Origin of the sequence: Bacillus basilensis, from assembly GCF_050630465.1 — a bacterium.
Lineage (GTDB): Bacteria > Bacillota > Bacilli > Bacillales > Bacillaceae_G > Bacillus_A > Bacillus_A basilensis.
In genome coordinates, this window is record NZ_JBNTQO010000011.1 from 146,752 (window position 1) to 160,548 (window position 13,797).

Below are 13,797 nucleotides of genomic sequence, written 5' to 3' on the forward strand. Positions count from 1 at the left end.
ACAGACTCTTCATTATTTTTCCTTCAAAAAAGTTCGATCCTTCAAGAATAAATTCCAGAAGAAAATAAATCCTGGTAACAAAATTGCAATTCCAATTGCGTATAGAATAAGCAATGCATAGAATGTTTCTGTCGTTGTAAAGCTTGTAAATACAGTTACATCAGGATAAATAATATATGGTAAATGCGCGACACCGTAAGCGTAACTTGCAAATGCATATTGAGCGACGACTGCTAAGACGGCAATGCGAGGGTATCCTAGTGTATCGTACTTCTTGTTTGTCCACCAAAGAGAAGAGTACCCGATAACGAATAAAACGATAGAAACTGTAAACCATGGGAATTGCTTTATTAGCCCTTGCATAAGCCAGTGTGTTTCCGGATCCATTACAACGAGTGCGATAATCGCCGTAACGAGTGTTGCAGGACCAAGGATGATAGCGTTTCTTCTATAAATTTTATATGCATCTTCTGAACCTTGTTCTCTCGCAAAATCAGCAAGAAAGAGAGAAGATAGAAATAGTTCCGAAGTTAGTCCGAAGAGCATATAACAATAAATAACAGGACTAGAAAGAAGTTTTCCATACAGGAGTACTTCTTTTCCCTCAGACATTGTAATATAGGCACCTTCTGTAACGGGTAAAACAGTAATTAATAGAGCTGGAATTAAGAGCCCTGTAATACCTGAAATAATACGAAGAAGGTGTTGGTACTTCGGCAGAGAATAAGCAAATACCATAAATGTACTGCGAATTGCCACGAGTACTAAAATTAACATAACGGGTACGAACATTACTGTCGCAAGGGTAAAGGCTGCTTTAGGAAAGAAGCCAAGAAATGCGACAACGACAAAGACGAGAAACGTATTTGTTACTTCCCAAGTTGGTGATAAGTATCGATTGGCAAGCTTGGCAGCGAGCGTTGGATGTTTTGCGTATACCATGCCCCAAAAACCTGCTCCAAAATCGATGGACCCTAATATACTGTATACGAAAATAAGAGCCCATAAGATGATGATTGCAATACTTTCCTCATGCACGAGAATCGCCTCCTTCGTGATGTAAATCATTTGTAAGCGGATGTTTCTTAAAGAATGTCCGTAGCACAAAAACTGTTAAAATACCGAGTCCAATATATAAAATGATGAATAGAATAAATAAAGGACCGACGAAATCGGCGCGTGTAGAAGCGTCAACTGTACGTTGCATACCATAAATGGTCCACGGTTGACGACCGCTACAGCTGAAAATCCACCCGAATTCAATACCGAGCAACATAACCGGTCCACATGCGGCAGTTCCCCAAAGAAGCCACTTCGGTAATTCTGCTCCTTTTTTTCGGTAAACAAAGTACCAATATAAGAGGGCGATTGCTGCAACTGCAAAGGTAAAGGCAGCGGTGCCGACCATTAAGTTAAATAGTGTATGTGTGTAAAATGGTGGCCATGTTTCTTGTGGGAATTCTTTTAGACCTTTTACGACAGTGCTAGGATCTAGTCCCACTAGTAGGCTGAGCATGTTCGGAATTTCTAGTGCATAGTTTAGTTCAAGTGTGTTAGGATCTACAACTCCGCCAATTGATAACGGTGCATGCGATGTCGTTTCAAATAAAGCTTCAGCAGATGCTAGTTTTTCAGGGGAATGCTTATGTAAGGCAATTGCCGATTCGTGTCCCGAAAGCCACATCGTAGCGCCTGTAATAAATGTCACGACGAGTCCTAACAGAAGCCCCTTTTTATGATAAGCAATTTCGCGTTTACTTAAATTCTTCTTTAATAATTTAAATCCAGCGATAGAGGCAATGACGGCAGCTCCAGTTGCATAGGCAGTAATAACAACATGAAATGCGCTTGTGCCAAAACTTGGATTAAAGAAAGCTTTCCACGGATCAACGTTAAAAACTGATCCATCTGGTCCCATTGAAAAGCCCGCAGGTGTATTCATCCATGTATTTGCTGATGTAATAAGCACGGCGGATGCCGTGGCACCAATCATGACGAAGAATAGCGAGATTAATCTCATGAATGGAGGTAGTTTGTCAGCTGCATATACATAAATGGACATGAACAAAGCCTCTAAAAAGAAGGCGAAAATCTCAATTTGAAAAGGAACAGAAATAACCTGCCCAACAATTTTGGCAAAACCAGGCCAAAGAAGTGAGATTTGCACACCAACAATTGTTCCAGTTGGAATTGCTACACCAAGAAGGATGGCAAATGCTTTTGTCCATCTTTTCGCCATAATGGCGTAGTCGGAATTTTTCTTCCAGTGAAAGAGTATTTCACTTATAAAAATCATCAATGAAAGCCCGACACCAAGTGTTGCAAAGATAATGTGGAATGCTAGTGAAGAACCAAAAAATGCTCTTGCTAATGTTACCGTATCCATATGTAAACTCCTCTTCTTTTTGCCATTATTTTCTGATTGAATTGGAAGATTTATTCAAAAAAACTACCAAAAATATATATGTATTTAAAAAGTGGATATGGTAATATAATGTTTGAATATTCTAAACAGAAAGAAATTAATGTTTAATAATATTTTGTTTGTTTTTTAGTAAAGAATATTTTATAATCTTTTATGCGAACATAAGTTCTGTTTTTGGGATGAAGAAGTTTATGTGAAATGGAGAGGATGTTTTATGTATCCTGAAGTCATTAAAAAGATGGCATTTTCAAAAGAGCATAGAGATTTATTATTGAAGCTGTATAATAAAGAGATTACGCGTCGTGAGTATGATCGACTCGTGGAATCGCTATATAGACCTTCTAAAGAGGCTTGTGAGGGATAGAGGTACGGGAGACAATCTAATAGATTGTCTTTTTTAATTTTACGTATGTTCTGGTAAAATTAAGGCTAGCCTTATTAGGGAGGTGAAAAGATTGCGGAAACGTGTATATATAGGGATTGGAGTTATTCTCTTAATCGCTTTAGGTGGAATTGTATTTTGGTCAGCTTTGCAAGGAAACCGTACGGAACATTTTATCTTAAGACATATGGTAAATGAAAATGGGACGCTTGCTACTTATCGTTTAGGGGATACAAAGGCAGGTACGGGTGAAGCGAAGGGCCGTGAAGCTTTATCAGAATCGGCAGGATTGTGGCTACAATATACATTGGATAAAGACGATCAAGCGTTATTCGATGAACAAGTTAAGGTTATTCAAAATAACTTTGTACATAAGGACCAAATTGTTTTATGGAAAATCTCTGAAAAGGGAGAAATGCAGTCAGCTACAAATGCACTTATAGATGATCTTCGTATTATAGAACAATTATATCGCGCTTATGAAATGTACAAGGAAGAGCGTTATAAAAACTTGGCAGATCAATTGAGTGACGCTGTAATTCGTTATAATAAGAAAGATAATTATTACGTTGATTATTATGATGTAGATGCAGGGAAACAAAATAATTTTGCAACTACATCATACATAAATCCGCACGCATTCTCGTATATGAAAAAGTACGGGAAAGTTTCTGATCAGCAATATCAGGACGTGGTTCAATTTTTAGCGGATTACCCAAGGCATGGCTGGGCATTCCCGAAAGAGTATAAAGAAGATGGTACTTTTACGTACGATAAAGAAGTGAATCTTATTGACCAATCATACGTTGCATATCATCGTAGTTTAGGTGGTCTTTCATCAGATGCTTACTTGGCATTTATAAAGAAAAAATTCCAGGAGGATGGAAAGCTATACGGTCGTTACAATTTAGAAACGGGAAAACAAACTGTGAAGTATGAATCGCCAGCCGCTTACGGATTAACGATTTTGTACGTACTACAAACAGGTGATACAAAGTTTGCGAAGGAATTGTATGATCATATGGCCACATTCCGAAATGACAACGTATTTAGTAGATATTACGGTGGATATGTAACAGGCGAACATAATAATACGCATATTTTCGATAACGTATTGCCACTTTTAGCAGAAATGGAATTAGAGAAGAGTAATAAATAAAAGGTGCCATCCTATGGGAATGGCACCTTTTATTTATTGATATAATTTACGTCCTAATATTGGAGAAGTATTCAATCACAAATTTACGAAATTGCTGAGCAGTTTTCGATAAGTAGCGTTTCTTCGACCAACTTAAGCCGATGGTTCGCTTACAATTTGGTTCAATAATACGTAACTTATTTAATGCTAAAGTAGAGTTTTTTAATAAAGTTAAACTTGGGACAAAGGCGATGCCGAGACCTTGCTTAATAAGGTCACTAATCACGGTTGGTTCATCTACTTCAAAAGCGATATGGGGCGTGAAACCAGCTTCTTTACAAAATTCATCCGTTAAGTGCCGAAAACCGTAACCAGTGTTCATACTAATAAATGGTTCGTCTTTTACTTCATGCAGATGGATACTTTCGCGGCCTGATAAACGATGACCTGAAGGGACGACTAAGAAAATTTCTTCCGTAATAAGTGGTTCCCAAATAATTTCCTCGCCTTCAATTGGCACAGAAGAAATGCAAAAGTCGATTTCTATATTATCTAGTTGGCGTTTCATAGAAGGAGTAGATGCGAGAAATTGCTGGAATCGAACGTTAGGATGTTCTAGTAAAAAAGAACCGAGTAGTTCTGGTAATATTCTCGGAATAGAAACTGCCAGTGTAATAGAGCTTTGTTGTAATTCAGCTAAATCTTTAATTTCTCTTTCGCCTTCACTTAATTCATGAAAAATACGCTCTACTCGTTTTAAAAATACTTTCCCAAAAGAGTTTAACGTAATCTGTCGACCTTGGCGATCAAATAACGGGACGCCTAAGTCCTTTTCTAACCTAGCAATTGTTTTGCTGAGCGAAGGTTGCGCAATATGCAATTCTTCAGCAGCTTTTGTCATATGCTCTAATCGTGCGACTGTCTGAAAGTATTTTAGTTGAAGAAGTTCCATTTTGACTCTCCTTTCTATAGACCAAAAGGAATGAATTGATAATTAAAGATGTATTATACAGTATGAAAATAGACGTGTATAGTAAATCTGTTAAACCATTCTAATGGTGTTAAATTAGGAGAAGGAGTATGTTTCATGAAGGGAATTCAACTTATATTTAAAGATTGGAAAGCGATGTGGCACCATAAACATGGACGTATCGCTTTAATTTTTTTATTAATCGTTCCTTTAATTTATTCAGGATTCTTCTTAGCTGGATATTGGGATCCATACGGACGATTAGATAAATTACCTGTTGCGATTGTAAATTTAGATAAGGGTGCTGCGATGGATGATAAAACAATTCATGCAGGAGACGATTTTGTAAAAAATTTAAAAGAGAATAAGGAATTAGCTTTTCATTTCGTATCAGAAAAAAATGCTGATGAAGGGCTAAAAGAAGATAAGTATTATATGGTTGTTACGATTCCAGAGGATTTCTCTAAAAAGGTAAGTACGCTTATGGATGAGAAACCAGAGCCAGCGCAGCTTCAGTACAAAGTAAATCCAGGTAAAAACTTTGTAGCAGCGCAAATTGGAACGACAGCTGTCGAAAATATGAAAACAAAAATCTCAAATAGTATTACGAAATCTTATACAGAAGGTGTCTTTTCAAAGTTTCAAGACTTAGCACAAGGATTGAATGATGCAAGTAATGTTGCTGAGAAGTTACACGAAGGAACGACAGATGCAAGAAATGGAGCAAATGAGCTTGCAGATGGTATTCATCGTTTAAGTGACGGGACATCAAAAGTGAAAGAAGGAAGTGACAAGCTTGCGTCTAGCCAATCAGCTTTAATTGGGGGAGCAAACGAGCTGAGTAAAGGAGCGACATCACTTCATAGTGGTATGGAGTTATTAGCGCAAGGTGAAAAAACATTACAATCAGGAGTTAGTGAATTAAGTGCTGGTACAAATGAATGGGTGAATGGAAGTGAGAAGCTTGCTGAAGGGCAAGTAAAAGCGGATGATGCAGCTAATAGTGTAAAACAACAATTAGAAGCGTACGTGAAAAGTCATCCGGAAGTGCAGCAAGATCCTGCTTTTCAAAAGCTCGTTGCTACTTCTAATGGATTAGCTAAAGCAACAAACGCTTTAAATGGTGGCCAACAACAATTGACACAAGGTGCGAAGAAGCTTGCGAATGGTCAGCATAAGATTGAAGAAGGTATGAATACATTCGGAGTTAAGTTAAATGAAGCTACTGCTGGAACGAAAAAGATAGCAGATGGTGCTTCGAATGTAGCTGATGGATTTACGAAATGGGAAAATGGATTTACATCATTACAAGAAGGTGTAAATCACCTTGCGAGTGGCGGAACAGAGCTGAATCATGGTGCTGGGAAGTTAACGAATGGACTTGTTAAACTTGACGATGGTGCGAAAGAACTTTCTACGAAATTGGGAGAGGGCGCAGAGAAGATAGCGGATGTTCGCAATGATGATGCACGCAATACGATGTTCTCAGAGCCAGTTCAATTAGTGAAGTCAACAGTTTCTGACGTACCTAACTACGGTTCAGGTATTGCGCCATATTTCTTATCCCTTGCATTTTATGTTGGCGGAATTATGGCATCGAATATTTTACCGCTTGGTCGTAGACAAAATATGAAAGTAAGCGGAACGGTACACTTTATTAATAAACTAGGGTTGGTATATTTAATTGGACTTATTCAAGCATTACTAGTGGATGTGGTTGTGCTAGGAGTTATGAAATTAGAAGTTGCAAGTGTGCCGCTTTTTGTTTTATCAAGTATTGTTATTTCCTTTACGTTCATGACATTTATTCTTATGCTAGTAACGGTTTTTGGTCTTGTTGGAAAGTTCTTAGCAGTAACGCTTCTTGTCCTGCAATTAGCGACGAGTGGAGGTACCTTCCCGGGAGAATTAAATATAGCTGTTCTTAGCAAAATCGGACAGTTTCTTCCAATGTCTCATTCTCTTAGAGGATTACAAGATGTTATCTCTTTAGGAGATTGGTCGCAATTACAAATGCAAATTTTAATATTGTTATGTTACCTCGTGGTTGCTGGCGGAATTGCTTGGATTACGAGTCATATACAGCATAGAGAAACGAATGCAGAACAAGTTTCTTAAATTGAAAGAAGCTATCCGATTTTTTCGGATAGCTTCTTTTTATTTGCGTTCCATTACCGCAAAGTAATTATTTTCATGATCAGCAAAGTTAAATGCTCTACCAGTAGGTAAATCTACAACTTGTCCAACTGTAACACCTTTCTCAGAAAGATCTTTATACAGTTGATCCAAGTTATTAGCGAAGAACATAAGTGAAGGAGTACCTAAGTTTAATTCAGGCTGCATCTTCGCAATTAACGCTTTATCGTGAAGGACGATGCTTGTTCCTGCTTCTTTTGCTGGCGCAATTTCAATCCAGCGAAACCCTTGTCCGTTATTTTCTTCCGCAATAATTTGGAATCCTACTGTCTCAGTCCAAAATTGTACGGCTTCATCTTGATTATTTACATATAACATAATTTGTCCAATTTGATTAATCATAGGTGTATCCTACTTTCTTTTCTTGTATGGAATTCTATTATATCAAAGATATGGTTTGCATACTTTTTTGTGATGTTTCCGAAGTACGATCTTCGCCCATTTCATATTTGTTGTAGGAGAAGGTCCTGTAATCCACGTATGAAGTGGTAGTGTACTGCAAATGACCATTGCTGAAATCGAGATTGTGGCTGTGATTGTAAATAATAATAGGCTATATAATACTGTGTTTTCTTGCAGTGTGAATAAAGAAAGAAATTTTGTACATAGTTGCAGGAAGAAAAAGTGAGCTAAATAAGCACCATACGTGTAATTCCCGATAAATCGTAAAGCTTTATACAAGAAACCACGTCGCTGCACGATTGTAATAGATAGCACGTAAAGTATGATAATTTCGCATACGATATATAAAAACATAGATGGTTTTAAATAAGTCGAAACGGTTAAATGAATAGAGTTTGCTCCGTAAAAACTAAATAACTCATAATTGATGAATAAAAATAAGATGAAAAATAATATTGTGATAAGCGGGATATGTTTCATGACAAATAAACGCCACGTTTTTAATGCGACAGCAGCGATTCCTCCCATGACGAAATAGAATGAGTAGAAGAAGAAGGAACGATCTGTATAATGTAAAATAGTTGAGCTAGTTAATTTCTCTCCATTAAAAATGTAGTGCGAAGAATACCACATTAATAGGAAATATAGACAAGCAAAGATGGTCATATATTTATATATGTCTTTTTTATTTTCCGTTCGTTTTTGAAACCAATAAAATAGTGTGCACAGTAAAGGAAACAATAAGTGAATTTGGAACATCATAATTACGTACCAAAGATGGGGTGCGGCTGTTCCGAGTAATACACTTTTTATTCCGCTTTGTATTGTAATCATATCGTTTGTTGTTAATAAGTAAAGAATAGACCAGAAGAAATAAGGAATGAGTAAATGTGCGGCTTTTTCATAAATATATTCTGTGTAGGCTAGTTGCTTCGTATATTGTCGAATTAAATGAAAGCCGACGATAAATATGAATGCAGGTGCTGAAAATTTTGCAAGGTTGAATAGCATGCCCATAATGAGGGATTGCTCAAGTAAAACATTTCCTTGATTCATTGTATATAATAAGGAACTTTGCAAAACAACAGCAAGGAATGCAATGCTTTGCAAAACTTTAAATTCTGGTGCGCTTTGAGTCATTATGTCCATCTCCTTTTCCATACATGATTATAGTACGGAGTAAGGATAATGGATGTGGAATATTTGTGAAGATTTTAACAAATTTGTGGCAAGAGGATATATCTATTATAACTTCAAATATATCAACGATTTTTTCGATATACCGACGTGTCGACAAAGGATATCGACTTATTAACAAATAACGACAAAAAGAGGATGCTCCAAATGGGCATCCTCTTTCTATCTATTAAGCAAATTTGTTTTTGATCCAGTTCTTACCTTCTACAAGGCGAGCTGTCATTACGGCACAAGCGTTATCTGCTGTTACGTTTAACATCGTTGCAGGAGGATCAATGATTGTACTAATTGCTGCGATAATTGGTAATGCTTCTGGCGGGAAGCCGTATAGAGAAACGATTAACATTTCACCAATCATACCGCCGCCTGGAATAGCGCCCATTACTGTTCCTACTAATAGAGAAACAACAAGTGCGATTGCCAATGTTTTTGGTCCTTCGAATTCCATGTTGAAAATACCGAATAAGAAAGCAATTTTTAATACGCCACCTAAAACAGAGCCGTCTTTATGAAGTGTAGATCCAAGAAGGACAACTGTTTCACGAACGTCAGAAGAGATACCCATTTTCTTCGTTGCTTCTAAGTTCGCTGGAATACTAGCAGCACTACTACAAGTTGCAAGTGATGTAACTGTAGGAGAGACCATGTTCTTCCAAAAGATTTGAACACCTTGTTTGCGACCTGCAAGGTATGCATAGAACGTGAAGAATACAAAGAAGTAAATTAGAGATGCTGGATAGTATACCATTGCTGCTCGGAAATAAGTTCCAAGAAGTTGTGGTCCGAATTCACCAACTAATGCTGCGAAGTAAGCAGCAAGTCCGATTGGAGCGTAGTACATAATGAAAGATACAACTTTCATTGAAATTTCTGCACCAGCTTGTAGGAATGTAGCGAATGGTTTTCCTTTTTCACCAACTGCTGAAGTTGCAATTCCCATTAAGATAGAGAAGAAAATAAGTGCTAACATATTTTCACGAGATAGTAACTTTGAGAAGTCAGATACTGTTAGAATACCAACAATTTGATCAGCAACACTAACAGCTTTGTCAGCCTTGTCAGGTTGTGTTAGTTCTAATACAACACCTTGTGCTGGCGGGAATACTTTCACGACAATAATCATAAAAATAGCAGCTAAAATACTTGTAAATAAGAAAGTCCCAGCCATACTAGACATAATTTTACCGAAACGTTTTAATCCATCCATATTAGCAATAGATGATGCGATGCTAAAGAACACTAACGGTACAACAATCGTAAACATTAAGTTTAAGAAAATGTCACCAAGCGGCTTTAAAGCAACTGCATCGGCACCCATGAAATAACCAATGAAACCACCAATTAGGATAGAAGATAATAAAATAAGTGGAAAGCGATATGCCTTCATAAATATATCCTCCTATCAATTATAAAAAATCATACTGAATCATTATATCGAGTTAGAGCCTTCTTTACTAGAAGAATACTGATAGATGGAATAGCGTGAAAACCGAGAAATTTTTGTTTTTAAGCTCGGCATACAGCAGGAAATCTAGACATATATATTTGTAACCTAGTAGTGGCAAGGGGTGCACTATAACTTAGGTTAAGAACAAGGGGGAGGGAAGCGAGATGAATATTTTGCTTTGCTGTGCAGCGGGAATGTCTTCCAGTTTGATTGTTACAAAAATGGAGAAAGCAGCAGAGGCAAGAGGGATAGAGGTGAAGATTTGGGCAGTATCAGGTTCTGAAGTAAATAGCCACATTGATGAAGCGGATGTACTGCTACTTGGACCGCAAGTACGTTATTTATTACCGAAAATGAAAGAATTATGTAAGGAGAAAGGGATACCCGTTGATGTCATTCAATCTGTCCATTACGGGCTTTGTAATGGAGAAGCTATCTTACAAGCAGCTTTGTCAATGAAACCATGAGGAGAGTGGGATAGATGATACGGTTTTTAGAAAAGTATGTGATGCCGATAGCAGGGAAGGTTGCAGAGCAGAGGCATTTGCAAGCGATTCGTGATGGAATTATTTTGACGATGCCTTTCTTAATTATTGGATCATTTTTTCTTATTATTAGTGCTTTACCAATACCAGGATACAATGATTTTATGGCAAGTTTGTTTGGGGAGAATTGGCAGAGGGCTTTGGGGTATCCAGTTAGTGCAACTTTTAATATAATGGCTTTAATAGCTGTTTTTGGAATCGCTTACAGGCTTGGGGAGTATTATAAAGTGGATGCTTTAGCATCTGGGGCATTGTCGCTTGTGACGTTTTTACTTGCGACGCCATTTCAAGTCGCATATATTATACCAAGTACAAAAGAGAGTGTACTTGTAGAAGGTGCTATCCCAGCAGCATTAATGGGAAGCCAAGGGTTGTTTGTAGCAATGATTATTGCACTTATATCTACTGAACTTTATCGGTTTATTGTACAAAAAAAGATAATTATAAAGATGCCAGAGACAGTTCCACCAGCTGTGACGCGTTCATTTGCGGCACTTGTTCCAGGATTTATTGTTGTAACGGTTATTTGGATTTTACGCTTAATTATAGAAAATACTTCTTTTGGCAGTATCCATAATATTGTAGGGCAAATTTTACAGGAACCACTTAGTGTACTTGGTGCTAGTCTTTGGGGCGCAATAATAGCAGTTATTCTCGTTCATGTTCTTTGGTCGTGTGGAATTCATGGTGCTACTATTGTTGGTGGTGTAATGAGCCCCGTTTGGTTGTCGTTAATGGATCAAAATCGAGTTGCTTTTCAAGCAGGGCAAGATGTACCAAATACGATTACCGCACAGTTTTTTGATTTATGGATTTATATGGGCGGTTCCGGTGCAACACTCGCTTTAGTTGTAGGAATGTTACTATTTGCGCGAAGTCAGCAATTAAAAAGTTTAGGGAGATTGTCAATTGCGCCTGGCATATTTAATATTAATGAGATGGTAACTTTTGGTATGCCGATTGTAATGAACCCAATTTTATTAATTCCATTTATATTGGTTCCAGTTGTGTTAACAATTGTTTCTTACTTTGCAATGGAATGGGGATGGGTAGCTCGGCCGAGTGGAGCTGCTGTACCTTGGACGACACCAATTCTATTTAGTGGATATTTAGGATCGGGCGGGAAAATTTCAGGCGTTGTTTTACAACTTGTTAACTTTGCGCTTGCATTCTTCATTTATTTACCGTTCTTAAAAATATGGGATAAACAAAAGGTAGCGGAAGAAAAGGGGGAGTAAAGAACTAAAATGGATACGATAGAGACGAAAGCTTTTCATTTAATTTTGCATGGGGGAAATGCGAGAAGTTGTTCAATGGAAGCAATTGATTGTGCAAAGCGTGGAGAGTTTACAGAAGCAGAAGCAAAATTACAAGAAGCGTTAGAGGAATTAAAAGAGGCGCACCGTGTACAAACGGAGCTCATACAGAAAGAAGCTGGTGGTGAAAAGACCGAAGTTACTCTTCTAATGGTGCACGCGCAAGATCATTTAATGAACGCGATTACGGTGAAGGAATTAGCGAGTGAATTTGTAGAATTATATAGGAAGATGTTAGCGACCGAATGAACCTTGCGTATGCAAGGTTTTTTTATGTATACGTCTGTACCATCAGTGGAGGGTTCGTCCCACTGATGGTATTTACAACCCTCCTTTTTACAAATGAGTAAGAGTGATATTTAATCGGTATTTACAATCTCTCCTATACCACGAATTAGTTTTTTTATATGCATCTCATTTGGTTTTAATATACTTACGATATAATCAATTGCTATTTGCGGTTCAACGGTTGTACCGCACGTATAACAATCAATGGCGGCAAAGTTTTTTTCAGGATAAGTGTGAATAGAAAGGTGGCTTTCTGATAGCAAAATTAATACAGTAACGCCATAAGGCTGGAATTTTTTTTTACTTACGTTTAAAACGTGCGCACCAGATTGATCTGCAGCGGTAACTAAATGATGTTCTAAAAAGTAAATATCATCTAATAGGGGAGAATCCACTCCCCACAAATCTACTATTATATGCTTACCGAAAGTAGAATATTCCATAAAATAGCACTCCTTACCATAATATCGTTAAAACTCCATTTCCTGTTTGTAACATTCATGTAGGATCAGATTCGATTCTGAGTTTAAAAGAGCGAGATTACGTTGTTCTAAATGTTCTTCTTTAAATTGAAATAAAGGAGAAAGAAGAGAAGGTAATGTTCGAGGAGATGGCACTACGTATAATTGCTCAATTTGATCGAGTACATAAGCAGAATTAGCGGCAATATGAAATCCCCAGTCAGTTCCGAAAGAAGGAACGATTGTATGATAACTTTTCACAGTTAATCCAGCATGTTCAATTGTGTTACCGATACTCCAATATACTAGAGGCGCATCAGCAGGTGAATTAGATTGGCAGACGAACGCGCCGTCTTCTGTTAAGAATGTAGCTATACGAGCAAAAAGTTCGCTTGTATATAAAGTACTTAACAACTCTGTCGCTGGGTCTGGAAAATCAATAATGATTACATCGTATAAAGAGGAAGGAGTACTGAGAAACTCTTTTGCATCACATACGTGTGTATTTACACGATTATCAAAAAATGCGCTTTTGTTTAAAGAAACTAATTCAGGAACATTACGAGCCATATCAATCATCGATCCATCTAAGTCAACAAGATCCACATGTAGTACAGTTTCATATTTCAAAACTTCTCGTAAAGCAAGACCATCGCCACCACCTAATATGAGAACACGTTTTGGATCAATTACTTTTGACATAATTGGATGTACAAGTGCTTCATGATAAATTTGCTCATCGACGGAACTAAATTGTAGTTGCTTGTCCAAATATAAACGGATATCGCTTACTTGTAACAAAGTAATATTTTGATAATTGCTTTGTTCCGCAAATAAATTTGTATGTTCACCAGTTTGTATTTCCTTTAAAGAAATTTCATCCCACACATCTAAGCTGTGTGAATCTGTGGGAACTATGACTACACTTTCCGATTGTACTTGCTTGTCCTGATTGTCTTGCTTGTCCTGATTGTCTTGCTTGTCCTGATTGTCTTGCTTGTCCTGATTGTCTTGCTTGTCCTGATTGTCT

Annotated in this window: 14 protein-coding genes; 6 read left to right on the top strand and 8 right to left on the bottom strand. The window is 37.4% G+C overall.

Translation table 11 applies throughout. The features are described from left to right. Nucleotides 1-12: 12 nt before the first annotated feature. The gene (locus tag ACQVV1_RS19995; protein ID WP_098557032.1) at nucleotides 13-1,038 is read right to left on the bottom strand and encodes a cytochrome d ubiquinol oxidase subunit II; all 1,026 of its coding nucleotides are present in this window, start codon (nucleotides 1,036-1,038) and stop codon (nucleotides 13-15) included. Then, nucleotides 1,031-2,386 carry a cytochrome ubiquinol oxidase subunit I gene (cydA, locus tag ACQVV1_RS20000; protein ID WP_431169424.1) on the bottom strand — a complete coding sequence of 452 codons (1,356 nt, stop codon included), beginning with the start codon at nucleotides 2,384-2,386 and terminating at the stop codon, nucleotides 1,031-1,033. The genes ACQVV1_RS19995 and cydA overlap by 8 nt, the downstream gene beginning before the upstream one ends. Nucleotides 2,387-2,639: 253 nt before the next feature. Between cydA and ACQVV1_RS20005 the strand changes: the two genes are divergently transcribed. Further along, nucleotides 2,640-2,789, top strand: coding sequence for a hypothetical protein (locus ACQVV1_RS20005; RefSeq protein WP_002174240.1), 150 nt, complete (start codon nucleotides 2,640-2,642; stop codon nucleotides 2,787-2,789). A gap of 91 nt (nucleotides 2,790-2,880) precedes the next feature. Next, nucleotides 2,881-3,966 carry a transcriptional regulator gene (locus tag ACQVV1_RS20010; RefSeq protein WP_309259519.1) on the top strand — a complete coding sequence of 362 codons (1,086 nt, stop codon included), beginning with the start codon at nucleotides 2,881-2,883 and terminating at the stop codon, nucleotides 3,964-3,966. Between the two features lie 46 nt (nucleotides 3,967-4,012). Here the strand turns inward: ACQVV1_RS20010 and ACQVV1_RS20015 are convergent, their stop codons facing one another. Continuing rightward, nucleotides 4,013-4,897 carry a LysR family transcriptional regulator gene (locus tag ACQVV1_RS20015; RefSeq protein WP_063221825.1) on the bottom strand — a complete coding sequence of 295 codons (885 nt, stop codon included), beginning with the start codon at nucleotides 4,895-4,897 and terminating at the stop codon, nucleotides 4,013-4,015. 135 nt (nucleotides 4,898-5,032) lie between these two features. On the opposite strand from ACQVV1_RS20015, the gene ACQVV1_RS20020 reads away from it, so the two are divergent. Continuing rightward, on the top strand, nucleotides 5,033-7,033 hold the full coding sequence (locus tag ACQVV1_RS20020) for a YhgE/Pip family protein (protein WP_431169425.1): 2,001 nt from the start codon (nucleotides 5,033-5,035) through the stop codon (nucleotides 7,031-7,033). A 39-nt stretch (nucleotides 7,034-7,072) separates the two neighbouring features. Here the strand turns inward: ACQVV1_RS20020 and ACQVV1_RS20025 are convergent, their stop codons facing one another. The 3 genes from ACQVV1_RS20025 to ACQVV1_RS20035 all read right to left on the bottom strand — a co-directional run bounded on the left by ACQVV1_RS20025 (nucleotide 7,073) and on the right by ACQVV1_RS20035 (nucleotide 10,097). After that, a complete protein-coding gene (locus ACQVV1_RS20025; RefSeq protein ID WP_063221823.1) occupies nucleotides 7,073-7,453 on the bottom strand; it encodes a VOC family protein in 381 nt (126 codons plus the stop codon). Nucleotides 7,454-7,495: 42 nt separating this feature from the next. Then, entirely contained in the window at nucleotides 7,496-8,653 is a 1,158-nt protein-coding gene (locus ACQVV1_RS20030; protein ID WP_242254974.1) for an acyltransferase, read from the bottom strand. Nucleotides 8,654-8,879: 226 nt separating this feature from the next. Next, entirely contained in the window at nucleotides 8,880-10,097 is a 1,218-nt protein-coding gene (locus ACQVV1_RS20035; protein WP_063221821.1) for a dicarboxylate/amino acid:cation symporter, read from the bottom strand. A 224-nt stretch (nucleotides 10,098-10,321) separates the two neighbouring features. Between ACQVV1_RS20035 and ACQVV1_RS20040 the strand changes: the two genes are divergently transcribed. Genes ACQVV1_RS20040 through ACQVV1_RS20050 form a run of 3 tightly spaced genes read left to right on the top strand, consistent with a single transcriptional unit; the run spans nucleotide 10,322 to nucleotide 12,267 of the window. Beyond that, on the top strand, nucleotides 10,322-10,624 hold the full coding sequence (locus ACQVV1_RS20040; protein ID WP_063221820.1) for a PTS sugar transporter subunit IIB: 303 nt from the start codon (nucleotides 10,322-10,324) through the stop codon (nucleotides 10,622-10,624). 14 nt (nucleotides 10,625-10,638) lie between these two features. Continuing rightward, nucleotides 10,639-11,940: a PTS cellobiose transporter subunit IIC gene (gene celB / locus ACQVV1_RS20045; protein ID WP_242254973.1), complete on the top strand. Its 1,302-nt coding sequence runs from the start codon at nucleotides 10,639-10,641 to the stop codon at nucleotides 11,938-11,940. Between the two features lie 9 nt (nucleotides 11,941-11,949). Next, on the top strand, nucleotides 11,950-12,267 hold the full coding sequence (locus tag ACQVV1_RS20050; protein ID WP_242254958.1) for a PTS sugar transporter subunit IIA: 318 nt from the start codon (nucleotides 11,950-11,952) through the stop codon (nucleotides 12,265-12,267). Nucleotides 12,268-12,377: 110 nt separating this feature from the next. Here the strand turns inward: ACQVV1_RS20050 and speD are convergent, their stop codons facing one another. Next, nucleotides 12,378-12,749 (bottom strand): adenosylmethionine decarboxylase, encoded by a 372-nt coding sequence (speD, locus tag ACQVV1_RS20055; protein ID WP_242254955.1) that lies wholly within the window; start codon nucleotides 12,747-12,749, stop codon nucleotides 12,378-12,380. 27 nt (nucleotides 12,750-12,776) lie between these two features. Beyond that, nucleotides 12,777-13,797, bottom strand: a 1,021-nt coding sequence (locus ACQVV1_RS20060) for a polyamine aminopropyltransferase (RefSeq protein WP_431169426.1), incomplete at its 5' end; no start/stop codon positions are given.

Coding starts and splice junctions, on each gene's coding strand:
- cydA (WP_431169424.1), bottom strand. CDS start 2,386: ATGGATACGGTAACATTAGCAAGAGCATTTTTTGGTTCTTCACTAGCA.
- ACQVV1_RS20005 (WP_002174240.1), top strand. CDS start 2,640: ATGTATCCTGAAGTCATTAAAAAGATGGCATTTTCAAAAGAGCATAGA.
- ACQVV1_RS20015 (WP_063221825.1), bottom strand. CDS start 4,897: ATGGAACTTCTTCAACTAAAATACTTTCAGACAGTCGCACGATTAGAG.
- ACQVV1_RS20020 (WP_431169425.1), top strand. CDS start 5,033: ATGAAGGGAATTCAACTTATATTTAAAGATTGGAAAGCGATGTGGCAC.
- ACQVV1_RS20025 (WP_063221823.1), bottom strand. CDS start 7,453: ATGATTAATCAAATTGGACAAATTATGTTATATGTAAATAATCAAGAT.
- ACQVV1_RS20030 (WP_242254974.1), bottom strand. CDS start 8,653: ATGACTCAAAGCGCACCAGAATTTAAAGTTTTGCAAAGCATTGCATTC.
- ACQVV1_RS20035 (WP_063221821.1), bottom strand. CDS start 10,097: ATGAAGGCATATCGCTTTCCACTTATTTTATTATCTTCTATCCTAATT.
- ACQVV1_RS20040 (WP_063221820.1), top strand. CDS start 10,322: ATGAATATTTTGCTTTGCTGTGCAGCGGGAATGTCTTCCAGTTTGATT.
- celB (WP_242254973.1), top strand. CDS start 10,639: ATGATACGGTTTTTAGAAAAGTATGTGATGCCGATAGCAGGGAAGGTT.
- ACQVV1_RS20050 (WP_242254958.1), top strand. CDS start 11,950: ATGGATACGATAGAGACGAAAGCTTTTCATTTAATTTTGCATGGGGGA.
- speD (WP_242254955.1), bottom strand. CDS start 12,749: ATGGAATATTCTACTTTCGGTAAGCATATAATAGTAGATTTGTGGGGA.